The organism is Candidatus Poriferisodalis sp., from assembly GCF_965262965.1.
Lineage (GTDB): Bacteria > Actinomycetota > Acidimicrobiia > Acidimicrobiales > Poriferisodalaceae > Poriferisodalis.
Window position 1 is genome coordinate 3,742,180 of sequence record NZ_OZ253573.1, and the last position, 15,461, is coordinate 3,757,640.

The window sequence follows — 15,461 nt, forward strand, 5'->3', positions numbered from 1 at the left end:
TGCCCGCCAGTGAGCACGATGGACCTGCTTGTCATCATCTTCATCTTCCTTGCCGTGATGGTGCTTCTGGCCGCCGTGCCCTTCGTTCACCGGTCCGTGCAGCGGCGTGGCGGTGTCAGGCTGGCCCGCGCTCGCGGCGACATCGCGACCAGGCCTGCGTACGGGCGTCCCAGAGCCGCATCTGCACCTGCACCTGCACCCGCACCCGCACCCGCCGACCTCGCGCCAGCAGGTGCGCCGTCGATCGAACCCGAGCCAGCCACCTACTCGACTGGCCTGGCTGCTTCACGCCATTCGTTGCGTGAACGGCTGTCGGCGATCCGAGGACGAAAGGCCGACGACGACGCTTGGGAGCGGATGGAAGAGGCTCTGCTCGGTGCAGATGTCGGCGTCGCAACCACCATGGCGACGCTGGACCGTTTGCGGGCCACATCTGTCGAGCACGGCATCACCGACGGCGACGCGCTCGTCGAATCGCTCGGCGCTCAGATGCGGGCCGCACTGGGCGCAGAGCGATCATTGCAAGCCACCGCACCCGACCGGCCTGACGCTACGCCGGTCTGGCTCTTTGTCGGTGTGAACGGCGTCGGCAAGACCACCACGATCGGCAAGGTCGGCCACAGGCTCGCTGCACAGCAGCGCCAGGTGGTTATGGCTGCGGGCGACACCTTTCGAGCCGCAGCGACCGAGCAGCTGGGTGCCTGGGCCACCCGCTGTGGTGCCGAGCTGATCTCGGGCAGCCCCGGAGCTGATCCAAGCTCGGTCGTGCACGACGCAGTCGCTGCGGCCGCAGCGCGCGGCGCCGACATCGTGCTCGCCGACACCGCCGGCAGGCTGGCGAACCGCAAGAACCTCATGGACGAACTCACCAAGGTCCGCCGCGTCGCCGACCGCGACCCTGGCGCTGTCGCCGAGACACTGCTCGTCATCGACGCCACGACCGGCCAGAACGGGCTGAGTCAAGCGCGAGCATTCGCGGAATCCACCGATGTCACCGGCGTCGTGCTCACCAAGCTGGACGGCTCGGCGAAAGGCGGCATCGTGTTCGCCATCGAGGCCGAACTCGGCCTGCCCGTCAAGCTCGTCGGCCTGGGTGAGGGCGCGGCCGATCTGGTCGACTTCGACCCCGATGACTACGTCGACGCGCTGCTCACGTCGCCGACATGAGCGACTCCAGTGCCTCGACTGATTTGACAGGATTTCTCCTGCCATGTTCGACGCGCTGACAGACCGCCTCTCAGGGACGCTGTCGCGCATGCGTGGCCGTGGCCGCGTGCGCCCGGGCGATGTCGACGAGGCAATGGCCGAGATCCGGCTGGCGTTGCTCGAAGCCGACGTCAACGTGCGCGTGGTGCGCCGCTTCATTGAGCGAGTCACCGAACGCTGCATCGGCAGCGAAGTCACGGAAAGCCTGACGCCGGGCCAGGAAGTCGTCAAGATCGTCAATGACGAGCTTGTGGCGATTCTGGGTGGGACTCCGTTGCGGGTCCAGTTCGCCTCCAAGCCGCCGACTGTCCTGTTGCTTGCAGGGCTGCAGGGCTCGGGCAAGACGACGGCCTCGGCAAAGCTCGCGCAGTGGTGCAAGTCCCAGGGTCGCAACCCTCTGCTCGTCGGCGCCGACCTCCAGCGTCCCGCTGCGGTCGAGCAACTGCGGACGCTGGCTGGCGGGATCGACGTGGAGGTGTGGAGCGAGCCCGGCGATCCGGTCGCATGTGCTGCTGGTGGCCTCGCCCATGCACGCCGCACCGGTCGTGACGTACTGATAGTGGACACCGCCGGCCGCCTGGCAGTAGATGCCGAGCTGATGACCGAGGTCGCGCGCATCTCCGACGCCGTCGAGCCGGACTACACCTTCCTGGTGGTCGACTCGATGGTCGGCCAGGACGCCGTGGCGACCGCTGAGGCCTTCCATGCCACCTTGGAAGTCGACGGAATCATCCTCACCAAGCTCGACGGCGACGCCCGTGGCGGCGCGGCGCTGTCGGTCGCCGAGGTGGTCGGTCGGCCCGTCGCGTTCGCCTCGGTCGGAGAGAAAGTCGACGACTTCGAGCAATTCCACCCAGACCGCATGGCGAGCCGGATTCTTGGCATGGGCGATGTCCTCACGCTCATCGAGAAAGCCGAGCAGGTCTACGAGCAAGCCGAAGCCGAGGCGGCCGCGCAGCGACTGGCCGACGGGACCTTCACCCTCGACGACTTTGTCGACCAGCTGAGGCAGCTCCGAAAGATGGGCAACCTCCAAAGCATCGTGGGAATGATGCCGGGCATCGGCTCCCAGCTGCGTGATGCTGAAATCGACGACGACAAGATCTCCACTGCAGAGGCCATCGTGCTGTCAATGACACCCGGCGAGCGGGCGTCTCCGGAGATCGTCGATGCCTCGCGCCGTTCTCGTATCGCAGCCGGAAGCGGGACATCGTCGTCGCAGGTCAGCAACCTGTTGAAGCAGTTCACCCAGATGCGCAAGATGATGGGTGCGATGATGGGCCTGGGTTCAAAGCGCCGGGGCTCCGCTCGAAAAGCCGCCAAGAACAAGCCGCGCAAGGCCGCAAAGGGCAAGTCCGGTCGTTCGGGGGGCGGTCTGAGTGGAAGTTCTCGTACCGGCGGCGGCCGTGTCTCGCCGAAAGGCTCGCCGTCGCTGGGCAAGATCGACACGAAGTTCCCGGGCGGAGAGATCGACTGGGAATCGCTGGACCTGAAACTGCCCGGCCGCTGAGCGGCGCCGCGGGGCGCCAGCCAAGCGTCCCGTTAGGCTTTCGTGTCGGCGCGGTGCCCGGGCTGCGGGCAGATCATTCTTCGCCCCCGAAACCGCCAGCCGTCGCTCTGTACTCGAATCACCCCCGACGCGAATCAGACTTCATTCGCATCAAACCGGACACCTGGGAGCACCATGGCTGTACGTCTGCGCCTCAAGCGCATGGGCAAGAAGAAGCAGCCGAGCTATCGCGTCGTCGCGGTGGACAGCCGCAAGCCCCGCGACGGCCGCGTGCTGGAGATCATCGGTACCTACGACCCGCGTCAAGAGCCGTCCGCTGTCTCGATCGTCAATGATCGGGCCGTGCACTGGCTTCGCCACGGTGCCCAGCCGTCCGAGACGGTGTCCAAGCTCTTGACCATCACGGGCGCATGGGACGAGTTCCGGGCGCAAGGCGTGCCGGAGACTGCTGCTGCGGCCGAAGCGCCGCCAGAAGCACCTGAGCCACCGCCCGAGCCGGATTTGGTGCTCGACGAAGCCCCCGCCGACGAAGAGGACTCCCAGTGACGGACGTGGCAGATGCACCCGCTCCCGCCGAGCCGACCACCGCAGAAGAGGTGCTCCTGTACCTCATCGCCCAACTCGTCGAACATCCAGATCAAGTCGAGGTCGAGATCGCCGAGTCGGGCTCCAAGCTGAGCTTGACGGCGACAGTGAGCTCTGAGGACATCGGCCGGGTCATCGGCAAGCGAGGACGCGTCGCGAACGCCATACGCACGCTGGTGCGCGCCGCCGCACATCGCGATGGCGTCCAGGTCGAAGTCGATTTCAGGGACTGACGCCCGCCCGCCGCAGGGCCTGCTGGAGATCGCACGCATCGGCCGCGCCCATGGAGTGCGCGGTGAAGTTGCGGTGCATCCAGTCACCAACCGCGATGAGCGTTTTGCCGTCGGCTCGGTGCTTGTCACCGCGAGCGGCGAAAGGGCAGTGACGCGCTCGCGTCGCGACGGCACGCGGTGGCTGCTCGGGCTCGACGGCGTCGCCGACCGGGACGCGGCGACCGAGCTCGCCGGCACCACGTTGTACGCCACTCCGCTCGACGATCCCGACGAGCTGTGGGTTCACGAGCTGTGCGGCAGCACCGTCGTCGACCAGCACGGGAATGCCGCCGGAGTCGTCACGAACGTCGTGGCTAATCCGGCCGCGGACTTGCTCGAACTGGACACCGGTCACCTGGTGCCGCTGACGTTCGTCGTGAGCACTGAGCCAGGCACAGTGCACGTGGAGGTACCGGACGGATTGTTCGAGCTTGTCGATGGCTGAGGTGGAGGTTCCCGACGGCCCGGATTCGGGAATGCGCATCGATCTGTTCACGATCTTTCCTGATGAACTCAACGTCATGTGCGACTTGAGCGTGCTGGGTCGAGCTCGCCGCGCGAGCCTGCTGGACCTGCGATGCCACGACCTGCGGATGGCCGCAACGGGCGCGCATCGCAGCGTCGACGATGCGCCGTTCGGTGGCGGACCGGGCATGATCCTTGCGCCCGAACCGGTGTTCGCGGCTGTGGAGATGGTCGACCCGCCGCGCCCTCTGTTGCTGCTGGACGCTGGAGGGCATCGATTCGACCAGGCAACCGCTGCAGAGCTGGCAGCGGGGGGCGGCTTCAGTCTGCTGTGTGGGCGCTACGAAGGTGTCGACGAGCGCATTCGCGTCGCGCTTGTCGACGGATCGCTGTCGGTGGGCGACGTCGTGCTTGCCGGAGGCGAATTCGCCGCCATGGTTGTCGTCGAGGCCGTTGCCCGGCTCGTGCCTGGCGTGCTCGGCAACGCCGACTCCAGCACAGACGAGAGCTTCGCCAGCGGCTTGCTGGAATACCCGCATTGGACCCGCCCCGCATCGTTTCGAGATCTCGACGTCCCCGAGGTGCTCCGCAGCGGTCACCATGAGCGCGTCGCTCGATGGCGGCGCGCCATGGCGCTGGTGCGCACGGCCCGGGAACGTCCCGATCTGCTCGCGGCCCGGGGGCTCGACGACAACGACCAAGCGTTGCTTGATGAGTTTGGACTGTCGATGTCCGACAGCGGAGTTCCTGGGAGTTCTCGCCGGTAGCCTCGCCGGACGTCCTGTTCGCCGGACCGCCCAATTGTCAGGTCGCAGACCCCAGGAGCCGGACTGCCATGCAGAGCACCGATCTTGTCGACCAGCCTCGTCTGCGCGACGACCACCCCGAATTCAGCCCCGGAGACACGGTGCGCGTCCATGTACGCGTCGTCGAGGGCAATCGACAGCGGACCCAGGTCTTCGAGGGGTACGTCATCGCACGGCAATCCACCGGCATCAGTGAAACGTTCACCGTTCGCAAGCTCAGCTTCGGTGTCGGCGTCGAGCGGACCTTCCCGCTGCACGCGCCGACAATCGCCAAGATCGAGCGCGTGGCCGTCGGCGACGTTCGTCGGGCGAAGCTGTACTACCTGCGCGACCGCGTCGGCAAAGCAGCGCGCATCAAAGAGAAGCGCTTCTAAACCGCTCGCCGACCAGCCGCTCTGCAACGCTGCGAGCGCGTGACTGCCGGCCGCCAAGCCCTGGGCCGCTTCGGCGAGGACCGCGCTGCGCGCTGGTACGTCGAGCGCGGCTATCGAGTTCTTGAGCGCAATTGGCGTTGCGCCGAGGGCGAACTCGATCTCATCGTCACCGACGGCACCGATCTGGTCGTCTGCGAGGTGAAGACCAGATCGACCGACAGCTTCGGCACCGGCTTCGAGGCGATCACCCCTCGCAAGCAGCAGCGGGTGCGACGTCTGGCCGCACAGTACCTGCGCGAGGGCCCCGGCTGGGCCGGGCCGGTGCGCTTCGATGCTGTCTCCGTCGTCGCTGGCAAGGTCGAAGTGATTCAGGGGGCATTCTGAGCCCAAGTCGCCGGACGCTGCCGCGTGAGTCCTTGCCGCGCTGTCAGCCGCGCGGTCGGCGCCGGTCGCGTGCCTGCCAGCAGCTCCAATGCCAGTGACGGCGCAGGTCAGGGGCCTCGGTGGGCACCGCCACGATATGACCGACGCCGGCGTCGATGTCGTTGGCACAGCCGCCGCAGACGTAGCGCTTGCGAGCCTCGTAGGGCTGCACGCGGCGGACTTCGTAACCCGGGACCTCTTCGTCATCTCGCATCTGGGTCAGCCCCACAGTGCCCACACCAGCAACGCCAATGCGACCGAGGTGGCCGCCGCCACGAGCACGTAATCGACCCGCGTGGTGCGGTGCTTGCGATACGGGTCGTAGCCCACGCCTGCAGTATCGCCCGAGAGACAGACCGCGCGGAACCGCAGCGAACGAGAGCGGGGGACAAATGGCTTCGCCACACAGGCCGACAACTGTCACCTCACGCGCGTTGCGCAACACCGCGCACCCCGCGCAAGAAAGTTGCTTGGAGTCCGCGAGCACGCCGCCTACGGTCCCGCTGTACCGCAGCGCCTCGGCCCCTTCGTTGAGCGGGACCTCGGCGACGCATGCTGCGGCACTTCGATCGTCGCCCCTAGCGGGCATCCCCAGTGATCCCCGGGCTGCACCGTCGGGTGCCGTTGTCCCGGATCTGTCGAAGGAATCCCCATGCTGGCTACTGCTACTTCAGCGACCCTCGTCGGGGTCAACGGTCACGTCGTCACGGTTGAGGTACACCTGTCCAACGGTTTGCCCTCGTTCACCATCGTCGGTCTCCCTGACGCCGCGTGTCGTGAGGCTCGCGATCGCGTGCGTGCAGCCGTGATGACGGCTGGGCTCGAGTGGCCCAAGCATCGCGTCACGGTGAATCTGGCTCCTTCGGGGCTGCGCAAGGGCGGCGCGGCGCTCGATCTTGCGATGGCTGCCGGTGTGCTGGCGGTCACCGAACAGGTGCCGTCGTCATCCCTGCGAGGCAGAGCATTCCTGGGGGAGCTGGGCCTCGACGGCGCAATTCGGCCTGTGGTCGGCGCGCTTCCGCTGGTAGATGCGCTCAGCGACCGCGTGGTGATCGTGCCGCGAGAGGCGTATCACGTTGCGGTCGCAGCGGGCTCCAAGGAGGTCTATGCGGTCGAAACACTGGGCCAGCTGGCTTCGGTGCTCGCCGGCAAGACGCCATGGCCCGATCCGCCACCGGACCCTCCGCCTCAGCGCCGAGTGTGCGGACCGGACCTCCGCGATGTCGTCGGCCAGCCCCAGGCACGACGGGCCATCGAGGTCGCAGCCGCGGGAGGACACCACCTTTTGATGCTGGGTCCGCCCGGTGCAGGCAAAACGATGCTGGCGCGGCGACTTGTCGGCCTGCTGCCCGATCTCGGCCGCGAATTCGCCCTGGCGGCGACTCGGGTGCAATCCGCGGCGGGACTCCCGTTGCCCACGGGTCTGGCGACGAGTCCGATACTTCGCAACCCGCATCACACCGCGACAATGGCTGCGCTCATTGGCGGGGGATCGGCGGCAATCCGTCCGGGGGAGATCTCGCTCGCACATCGAGGCGTGCTGTTTCTCGACGAACTCGGAGAGTTCGCACCGAGCGTGCTCGACGCCCTGCGCCAACCGCTCGAAGAAGGTGTCGTGCGCGTCAGTCGGGCTGCGGGGGCCTGCGAATTTCCTGCCCGCTTTCTGCTGGTCGCGGCGATGAACCCCTGCCCGTGCGGCCAAGCCGGACGGCCCGGCAGTTGCCGTTGCTCAGATCACGCCCGCCAACGCTATGCACGGCGCCTGTCGGGCCCGCTGCTGGACCGCTTCGATCTGCGTGTCATGGTGCAGCGGCCCGAGCCCGATGCGCTGCTCAACGGCGCGCGGGGTGAACCGACATCAGCGGTCGCGGCCCGCGTGGCCGCAGCGCGCGCTCGCGCGACGGCTCGCGGAATCGAGACGAACGCCGAGCTCACAGGCACGCAATTGGAGGGTCACACACGGCTGACTGACGGAGCGCGAGAAGTGTTACGCGAGCGCCTGCAGCGGGGTCTGCTCAGCGGCCGGGGGATGCACCGCGTTCGCTGCGTCGCGCTCACCCTGTGCGATCTCGCCGGCGACGAACCGATCATCGACGAGTCCCGGTTGGCCGAGGCGCTCAACCTCCGAGCCAATACCGGCAAGCTGCTCGGAACAGCGGCAGCCCAGTGATGGGGCCCAGTGGCGGCTCGACAGTGACGGCAACGGGATCTGCTGTGGCGGAGCGGGCCGAGCTCGGCGCGTTGCTGGAACTGTGCTCACTGCCGCATGTCGGCCCTGCCCGAATGCGTGCACTGCTTGACGGTGCCAGTGCACAAGAAGCCATCGCGAAGCTCTGCCGCGGGCGCTCTGATTCGCTCGGAGCCCTGCTGGTGTGCCCGGGAGTGACCGGGGTGCTCGTGGGGTCCTGGCGTGCAGCGCTGGCCGCAGCACACGAGCGAGCAGCGAGCAACGGTTGTCCAGTTGGCGTCGATCGCCTCGCAGCACATGAGCAGGCGGGCGTGTGGCTGGAAATACCGACCGGCGGAGAAACTGGAGAAGTCTGGAAGGTGGATCCCGAACCGCCAGCACTGCTGTTCGGGCGCGGCACGCAGCTTTATGCCGCGACGAGACGGGTCGGCATCGTCGGCACCCGCCGGTGCAGCGCCTACGGCCGCACCGTCGCGCAGCAGCTTGGGGAGGGTCTCGCCGAGGCTGGGGTGACCGTCGTGTCGGGTCTCGCCTCAGGGATCGACGGCATCGCGCAGCGAGCGGCATTGGACGCGGGCGGTCTGGTCATCGGTGTCGTCGGCAGTGGCCTCGATCACGTCTACCCGGCCTCGAACCGATCGCTGTGGGTCGACATCGCACAGCGCGGCACGCTGCTCAGCGAATACCCCCTCGGCACGCCAGCGCTGCGGTGGCGCTTTCCGGCCAGGAACCGCATCGTCGCGGCACTGTGCGATGTGCTGGTGGTGGTCGAGTCCGCCGAGTCTGGCGGTTCGCTCTACACCGTCGACGCCGCCGCGGAACGAGGCCGACCTGTCATGGCGGTTCCGGGGCCCATTACCAGCGATGTCTCGATGGGCACGAACCGTCTCTTGGCCGAGGGCTGTCCACCCGTGTGCGACGTCGGGGACATCTTGCTGGCGCTGGGATGGAGCGAACTCGAATCGGCGCCGAGTGGAGCGTTGTTCGAACTGCCGATGCCCGAATCGCCGCTCGACCGCACAGTTCTTGACGAACTCGGTCCGGCCTCACGTACGGCCGATGAACTCGTGCTGTGCACCGGTGCCGGCCTGGCGGAGGTGGCGGCGTCGCTCGGGCGCTTGGAGCTGTCGGGCTGGGCGGCCGAGACAGCTGGATGGTGGGAGCGCACGCGATGACCTCAGCCGTGATCCGGCCTCTGAATCCGCCCGGTCGTGGCCCAACGCATCGGTACTGTGGATCTGGTGGTCCAAGCGCCCCCCGAGTGGCGGATCTCCGAATTTGTGCTGTCGCTGACGGCGGCGTCCGACGCCACCAAGCGGGCGTACCGCACCGACCTGAGCCAGTTCGCGCAGTGGGCCGCCCGCGGCGGAATCGATCGTCCCGACGACGTCGATCGGCGCTGGCTGCGGCGCTTTGTGTCACACCTGTCCGTACGCGGGTTGTCTCGGCGCTCAGTCGCACGCAAGGCGTCTGCACTGCGGCGCTACTTCGCCTGGCTGCAGCGCGACGGCGCGATCAGTGTCGACCCCACCATCGGTCTCGCGGCACCAGCCGGCTCGGGCAGGCTTCCGCGAGTTCTGTCGGTGGGCGAGATGTCCGAAATGCTCGGAGACGGGTCGGTGCCCGACGGCGCCGTGGCGTTGCGCGACCTGTTGGTGCTGGAGCTCCTGTACGGCAGCGGACTGCGCGTCGCCGAACTCTGTGGCCTGGACCGCGACGCGTTCAGGTCCCCGAACACCCACATCGACGTGGTCGGCAAGGGATCGAAGCATCGGCGCATCCCGCTCAGCGAGCCAGCCACGAAGCTGTTCGAGGCTTGGTGCAGCGGCGGCAGCGACGATTTCGACGAGGCGAAGCTGGCCCGTCCCGCCGACCGCGACAACGCAGCGCTGCTGGTGAACCTGCGGGGCAAGCGACTGGGTCCACGCGACGTTCAGCGGATCCTCGACCGTCACGCCGCGACGCCGACTCATCCGCACGCGCTGCGCCACACCTATGCGACGCACTTGCTCGACGGTGGCGCCGACTTGCGCGTCGTGCAGGAACTGCTGGGTCACGAGCGGCTCAGCACCACGCAGATCTACACGAGGGTGAGCCGCGAGCGCCTGCGCGAGGTGTACGACTCGGCACATCCTCGGGCCTGAGTGGGTCCTCGCATGCTTGCCCACGGTTACGGCGCGGCGTAACGGGCACGATCATTGCGCTGACGGTCGCCGTGGGTGTGAGCACGGGCGCGGTGCTCGCGGCCGCAGTGCCCGCAGCGGCGCAGTCTGCACCAGGGGTGCGGCCCGTCAACTACGTGTGGCCAGTCGCGGGAACGGTCATTGATCCGTTCCGACCGCCTTCGCATCCATACGGGCCCGGCAACCGCGGTCTGGAGATCGCGACGCAGCCCGGTTCGTTCTACCGGGCGGCAGCGGAGGGTGTTGTGAGCTTCGCTGGGCCGGTCGGAGGACGGCTGCACCTCACCGTCACCCATCCTGACGGGCTGCGTGTCTCGTATTCGGGAGTCGCCAGTATCCGAATCAGGCGCGGCGCTCGAGTCCGCCAGGGCGAAGTGCTCGGCACGACCGGCGACCGGCTGCACGTCGGCGTGCGCCGCGGCGAGGTCTACGTCGACCCCGCTGCCGTCTTCGGCGACGACGGATCGGCGACAGTCGGTCATCGGCGGCCCGCAGCGAGATTGGTACCGACGGGCGTGTCGGTGTATCGCCTGCAACTGCGCTGGTTACACTCCGGCGCTGGCATCGCGGCGCTGTGAGGCTTGCTCTCGGGCGCTTCGGCCAGCCAAAACCCCAATGCGCGAGTTGCGCCAGTACCACTGGCGGAATAAGCGCCCGATCAGCTGAGGCGACCCCACGGTCGTCGCTGCGAAGCAGCGGCGTCGTCCCCAGCGCAGCACCGCGAACCGTGGGGAGGAGCAACCATGTCCGCTGTCGTGACAATGACCGATCTGCTCACCGCCGGTGTCCATTTCGGTCATCAGACCCGCCGTTGGAATCCCAAGATGGAGCGCTTCCTGTGGGGAGAGCGCAACGGCATCTACATCATCGACTTGCGTCAAACGCTCGGTTTGCTCGAGAACGCCTACGGCTACGTGCGTGACACGGTGGCGGGCGGCGGCACCATCCTCTTCGTCGGCACCAAGCGTCAGGCTCAGCACCCGATTCAGCACCACGCCAATGCCTGTGGCATGCCCTATGTCAATCAGCGGTGGCTGGGCGGCATGCTCACGAATTTCCGCACGATCCGCGGCCGTGTCACCAAGATGCTCGAGTACGAACGGATGCGCGCCGTCGGCGACTTCGAGAACATGCCGAAGAAGGAAGCGCTGCTGCACACCCGTGAGCTGACCAAGCTGCAACGGAACCTCAACGGCATCCGGAACATGGACAAGCTGCCCGACGCCGTGTTCGTGCTCGACACGCCGAAGGAGCACATCGCAGTCGCAGAAGCGGTCCGGCTGAAACTGCCGGTCGTCGCCGTTGCCGACTCGAATTCCGATCCCGATCCGATCTCCTATGTCATCCCGGGCAACGACGACGCGATCCGCTCGACGGAACTGCTGTGCCGTGTCGTGGCCGACGCCGTTCGCGAGGGCAAGTTCATGGCAGAGCGCAGCGGTGTCGCGGCGCCGGCTCCCTCGGAGCGCACACCCGAACAAGAAGCTCGCATCGCCGCCCAGCAGGCCGAAGCGCAGCGCTCCGCCATGGCTGAAGCAGCTGCCAGGGAAGCTCGCATCGCAGCCGATCAGGCGGCCAAGGCGGCGGCGGCAGCCGCGGTGCCTGACATGCGGACAGGGGGCGGTGCCGCCGACCTCGACGTTGCCGACCTCGACGTTGCCGACCTCGACGCGGTCGCCGAGCCTGATGCAGCGACGCTCGAGGCTGCGACCGTTCCTGGATCGGAAACTGAGGCATCCGACGACCCGTCGCGCTGAGCGCGCAACGCTCGGCAGGCATCACTGAGCAGCTCAGTACTCAACATCTCAAGACTCAACAGCTCACACGAACGACACGGGACAAGGAGTTAGCTGACATGGCTGCGTTCACCGCCAAGGACGTCCAAGCTCTGCGCCGCGCCACTGGCGCCGGGATGATGGACGCCAAGAATGCTCTACAGCGCTGCGACGGCGACGCCGATGCAGCCGCAACGTGGCTGCGCGAGAACGGCATCGCGAAGTCCGCTTCTCGCTCGGATCGCGACAACAGCGAGGGCGTTGTCGTGGCGCAGGTGGCTGCGTCGGCGAACGGCGCAGTCGGCGCGATTGTCGAACTTCGCTGCGAGACCGATTTCGTGGCCAAATCCGACGGCTTCCAGTCGATGGCCGATCAGCTGCTGAGCACGGTGCTCACCGCCGGAGCCGATGCGATTGCCGAGCACTCCGCTGCGCTGGACGACCTGAAGATCACGCTCAAGGAGAACATTGCCGTCGGCAAGATAGAGCGCTTCGAAACGCCTGCCGGATCGAGCCTCGACGCGTACGTGCACCAGCAGAACGGCCGAGGCGTCAACGCCGTGCTCGTCGAGCTTGACGGCGGCACGTCCGAGATCGCACACGACGTCGCGTTGCACATCGCCAGCAATCGGCCAACCTACATCCGGCGATCGGATGTGCCCGATGAGGTGCTCAACGCGGAACGGGCAACGCTCGAAGCCATCAGCCGCAACGAGGGCAAGCCCGAGGCTGCGCTTGCCAAGATCGTCGAAGGTCGCCTGACGGGCTACCTGCGCGAGCACGCGCTGATGGAGCAGAAATTCGTGAAGGACGAGAAGCGGACCATCGCGGATCTCATCGGATCTGCAGATGTCACGCGCTTCGCCCAGGTCGAGATCGGCCGCTGAGCCCGTGGAGTCCGCGGCTGCATCGCAAGAGCCGCAGAGGCCCCGTCGTTGGCAAGGTTCGGTGCCCCTGAAGCGGGTCGTCCTCAAGCTGTCGGGCGAGGCGCTCGCTGACGCGGGTGGCAACAATGTCGATGCAGGCGTCGTCGATCGGCTTGCTTCGGAGATCGCCGATGTGTGGAGCTCGCTCAAGATTGACATCGCCGTCGTCGTGGGCGGCGGGAACATCTGGCGTGGCATGTCGGGTTCTCGCGGCGGCATGGACCGCGCTCAGTCCGACTACATGGGAATGCTCGCGACTGTCATCAATGCACTTGCACTCCAAGACGCCCTCGAGCGGCGCGACGTGCCGACCCGAGTTATGACTGCCATTGACATGGCACAGATCGCCGAGCCGTACATCCGACGCCGTGCTGTTCGCCACCTCGAGAAGGGCCGTGTGGTCATCTTCGCAGCTGGCACCGGCAACCCGTTCTTCACCACCGACACTGCCGCGGCGCTGCGCGCCGCCGAGGTCGACGCCGACGTCGTGCTGAAGGGCACCCATTCGGGCGTCGACGGCGTGTACACCGCGGATCCCCAGGTTGACCCTGATGCTCGACTGCTGAGCGAGGTGACATTCCTCGAGGTCCTGTCGAGGGAATTGGCGGTGATGGACTCTGCCGCGATTGCCGTGTGCAAGGACAACGCGACCCCCATCGTCGTGTTCGACTTGATGACACCGGGCAATTTCCGTGCCGTCGTCGAGGGGGAGGCGCTCGGTACGCTGGTCAGGTGAGCGAATTCGCCGCTGAGATCTGTGGGGATGCTCGCCAGAGGATGCGCAGCGCCCTCGAGCACGCCCGTTCCAGCTTCGCCACAGTGCGCACCGGTCGAGCGACCCCGGCGCTCGTCGAGAAGCTTCAAGTCGACTACTACGGTGCTTCTGTCCCGTTGCAGCAGCTTGCCGGATTCTCTGTCCCCGAGGCCAGGATGCTTGTCATCCAGCCGTTCGACCGAGGCGCTCTCGACGCGATCTCCAAGGCGGTCATGGAGTCGGACCTCGGTATCAACCCGTCCAGCGACGGCCATGTACTGCGTCTGGTCTTCCCGCCGCTAACCGAGGAACGACGCCGCGATCTGGTACGTGTGGTGAAGCAAATGGCTGAGGACGGGCGCGTCGCCGTGCGCAATCTGCGTCGCAGCGCTCGTCACGATCTCGATACGCTCGAGAAGGAGAAGGAGATCTCCGCCGACCAGAAGAAGAGCTTCGAAAGTGAGCTCGACGGCTCAACCGCCAAATTCGTCGGAGACATCGACCGGGCGTTGGACGTCAAGGAGCAGGAACTCCTCGAGGTGTGACCGAGCAGGTGTGGAAGGTAGATGTCCGATAGCAGCGAGCATCCACCGCAGCATCGGGGCGACAGCCCTCGCGATCCTGCCGATGAGCAGGATCCGCTGGGTGCTACTCGACCCCTCGTGAGCTTCGAGACCGATGAGTCCGCGATGCCGGCGGAACCCTCTGAGTCTGATGAAACCCTGCAGCCTCGCGGCGGCTCCCGGCTCTTTCCCCAACTCCCGGATGATCCACGCCTTGCCGGAGAAGCAACATCGACATCCGCCGATGCCGACCAGCCCGGCTATGAGCCGCTGTTCGAGCCTGCCGACGCTGCACCGCCGCAGATTCCCCGAGCCGAACAGGGTGCACCGGCCTCTGCGACCTCCGGCGAAGTACCGGAGTATCTCCAGCCTGGGCCGTCGGACCCGACGGTCGCGTCGGTCCCCGTGCCAGCGGCGATTGCGACCGAGGCCGCTGCTTCGGAGGCTCCCCCCGCTGCGGAAGGCGCATCTACCGAGGCTGATCGCTTCGCCCAATGGGCTCGGCTCGATGCGTCTGCGTCACATTGGCGTGAGGGGAGCCAGGACTACGAGGAGCGTGGAGTCGTGAGCGACGAGGCTCGAACGGTGCTGCACGGCGGTGCCCCCGAAGCTGGCCGCAGCGGCCGTAACTTGCCGGCGGCGATCGCCGTCGGTGCCGTACTCGCGACGCTGTTCTTCGGCGCGCTGCGACTCGGCGAGGTTGCAACGGTCGCGCTCGTTGTGATCGTGCTGGTGCTGGCCGCAGCCGAGTTTTACCGGGCGGCTCGTCCGCTGGGATACCGGCCTGCGACCTTGGTCGGTCTCGCCGGTGTCGGCGGACTGACGATTGCGGTACACCTGCGAGGTGTCGAGGCGTACCCGATCGTGCTCGCAGTCGCAGCAGTGACCATGTTCTGCTGGTTTCTCATCGGCGTCGAGCGCGACCATCCGACCGCGAACCTTGCGATTTCCGCGCTCGGCCTGCTCTGGGTCGGCGGACTGGGCTCGTTCGCGGCGCTCATGCTGCGCGAGCCGAACGGTGACTCGATGCTCATCGGGGCAGTGATCGGCACCGTGGTCTACGACGTTGGCGGTTTCGTCATCGGACGGACAACGGGCCAGAGCCGCCTCTCCCCTCGCATCAGCCCGAACAAGACGCACGAGGGCCTCATCGGCGGCATCGTGCTGTCCGCGATCGTCACCACGCTGGTGCTCAACCGTTTCCCGGGGGTGTTCCCCTGGACGGACAACACGCTCGATGCGCTGTGGCTGAGCCTGGCCGTCGCGCTGGCTGCGCCGCTCGGTGATCTCTCGCAATCCCTTGTCAAGCGCGATGTGGCGGTCAAGGACATGGGCAGCCTCCTGCCAGGGCACGGCGGGGTCTTCGACCGCTTCGACGCGCTGCTGTTCGCCCTTCCCGCGGCGTACTTCGTCGGCACGTACGTGGTCTAG

18 protein-coding genes are annotated in these 15,461 nt (G+C 67.0%); 17 read left to right on the forward strand and 1 reads right to left on the reverse strand.

Annotated elements, in window-relative coordinates; translation table 11 throughout:
- Window positions 1–18 precede the first annotated feature (18 nt).
- The 8 genes from ftsY to ACQY5K_RS17960 all read left to right on the forward strand — a co-directional run bounded on the left by ftsY (window position 19) and on the right by ACQY5K_RS17960 (window position 5,602).
- The gene (gene ftsY, locus ACQY5K_RS17925) at window positions 19–1,167 is read left to right on the forward strand and encodes a signal recognition particle-docking protein FtsY (protein WP_428122755.1); all 1,149 of its coding nucleotides are present in this window, start codon (window positions 19–21) and stop codon (window positions 1,165–1,167) included.
- A 43-nt stretch (window positions 1,168–1,210) separates the two neighbouring features.
- Window positions 1,211–2,716, forward strand: a complete 1,506-nt coding sequence (ffh, locus tag ACQY5K_RS17930; RefSeq protein WP_428118182.1) for a signal recognition particle protein — start codon at window positions 1,211–1,213, stop codon at window positions 2,714–2,716.
- A 174-nt stretch (window positions 2,717–2,890) separates the two neighbouring features.
- Window positions 2,891–3,262, forward strand: coding sequence for a 30S ribosomal protein S16 (rpsP, locus tag ACQY5K_RS17935; protein WP_419920674.1), 372 nt, complete (start codon window positions 2,891–2,893; stop codon window positions 3,260–3,262).
- A gap of 5 nt (window positions 3,263–3,267) precedes the next feature.
- Entirely contained in the window at window positions 3,268–3,534 is a 267-nt protein-coding gene (locus ACQY5K_RS17940) for a KH domain-containing protein (protein ID WP_428118185.1), read from the forward strand.
- Window positions 3,500–4,018: a ribosome maturation factor RimM gene (rimM, locus tag ACQY5K_RS17945; protein ID WP_428118188.1), complete on the forward strand. Its 519-nt coding sequence runs from the start codon at window positions 3,500–3,502 to the stop codon at window positions 4,016–4,018. The genes ACQY5K_RS17940 and rimM overlap by 35 nt, the downstream gene beginning before the upstream one ends.
- The gene (gene trmD, locus ACQY5K_RS17950) at window positions 4,011–4,805 is read left to right on the forward strand and encodes a tRNA (guanosine(37)-N1)-methyltransferase TrmD (RefSeq protein ID WP_428118191.1); all 795 of its coding nucleotides are present in this window, start codon (window positions 4,011–4,013) and stop codon (window positions 4,803–4,805) included. The genes rimM and trmD overlap by 8 nt, the downstream gene beginning before the upstream one ends.
- A 68-nt stretch (window positions 4,806–4,873) precedes the next feature.
- Window positions 4,874–5,218 carry a 50S ribosomal protein L19 gene (gene rplS, locus ACQY5K_RS17955; RefSeq protein WP_419920670.1) on the forward strand — a complete coding sequence of 115 codons (345 nt, stop codon included), beginning with the start codon at window positions 4,874–4,876 and terminating at the stop codon, window positions 5,216–5,218.
- A gap of 39 nt (window positions 5,219–5,257) precedes the next feature.
- Window positions 5,258–5,602 carry a YraN family protein gene (locus ACQY5K_RS17960; RefSeq protein WP_428118194.1) on the forward strand — a complete coding sequence of 115 codons (345 nt, stop codon included), beginning with the start codon at window positions 5,258–5,260 and terminating at the stop codon, window positions 5,600–5,602.
- A gap of 43 nt (window positions 5,603–5,645) precedes the next feature.
- Here the strand turns inward: ACQY5K_RS17960 and ACQY5K_RS17965 are convergent, their stop codons facing one another.
- Entirely contained in the window at window positions 5,646–5,855 is a 210-nt protein-coding gene (locus tag ACQY5K_RS17965) for a hypothetical protein (protein WP_428118197.1), read from the reverse strand.
- Between the two features lie 438 nt (window positions 5,856–6,293).
- Here ACQY5K_RS17965 and ACQY5K_RS17970 point away from each other — a divergent pair, with 438 nt between their 5' ends.
- The 9 genes from ACQY5K_RS17970 (at window position 6,294) to ACQY5K_RS18010 (ending at window position 15,461) form a co-directional block, all read left to right on the forward strand.
- Window positions 6,294–7,811, forward strand: a complete 1,518-nt coding sequence (locus ACQY5K_RS17970) for a YifB family Mg chelatase-like AAA ATPase (RefSeq protein WP_428118200.1) — start codon at window positions 6,294–6,296, stop codon at window positions 7,809–7,811.
- Window positions 7,812–7,855: 44 nt separating this feature from the next.
- Window positions 7,856–9,004: a DNA-processing protein DprA gene (dprA, locus tag ACQY5K_RS17975; protein ID WP_428118203.1), complete on the forward strand. Its 1,149-nt coding sequence runs from the start codon at window positions 7,856–7,858 to the stop codon at window positions 9,002–9,004.
- A 66-nt stretch (window positions 9,005–9,070) separates the two neighbouring features.
- Window positions 9,071–9,973, forward strand: coding sequence for a tyrosine-type recombinase/integrase (locus ACQY5K_RS17980; protein ID WP_428118206.1), 903 nt, complete (start codon window positions 9,071–9,073; stop codon window positions 9,971–9,973).
- 77 nt (window positions 9,974–10,050) lie between these two features.
- A complete protein-coding gene (locus ACQY5K_RS17985; RefSeq protein WP_428118209.1) occupies window positions 10,051–10,590 on the forward strand; it encodes a murein hydrolase activator EnvC family protein in 540 nt (179 codons plus the stop codon).
- A 165-nt stretch (window positions 10,591–10,755) separates the two neighbouring features.
- A complete protein-coding gene (gene rpsB, locus ACQY5K_RS17990) occupies window positions 10,756–11,769 on the forward strand; it encodes a 30S ribosomal protein S2 (protein WP_428118212.1) in 1,014 nt (337 codons plus the stop codon).
- A gap of 98 nt (window positions 11,770–11,867) precedes the next feature.
- Window positions 11,868–12,674, forward strand: coding sequence for a translation elongation factor Ts (gene tsf / locus ACQY5K_RS17995; protein WP_428118215.1), 807 nt, complete (start codon window positions 11,868–11,870; stop codon window positions 12,672–12,674).
- A 61-nt stretch (window positions 12,675–12,735) separates the two neighbouring features.
- On the forward strand, window positions 12,736–13,449 hold the full coding sequence (gene pyrH, locus ACQY5K_RS18000; RefSeq protein ID WP_419920661.1) for a UMP kinase: 714 nt from the start codon (window positions 12,736–12,738) through the stop codon (window positions 13,447–13,449).
- Complete coding sequence (frr, locus tag ACQY5K_RS18005) at window positions 13,446–14,012, forward strand: ribosome recycling factor (RefSeq protein ID WP_428118218.1); 567 nt, start codon at window positions 13,446–13,448, stop codon at window positions 14,010–14,012. The genes pyrH and frr overlap by 4 nt, the downstream gene beginning before the upstream one ends.
- A 21-nt stretch (window positions 14,013–14,033) precedes the next feature.
- The gene (locus tag ACQY5K_RS18010; protein WP_428118221.1) at window positions 14,034–15,461 is read left to right on the forward strand and encodes a phosphatidate cytidylyltransferase; all 1,428 of its coding nucleotides are present in this window, start codon (window positions 14,034–14,036) and stop codon (window positions 15,459–15,461) included.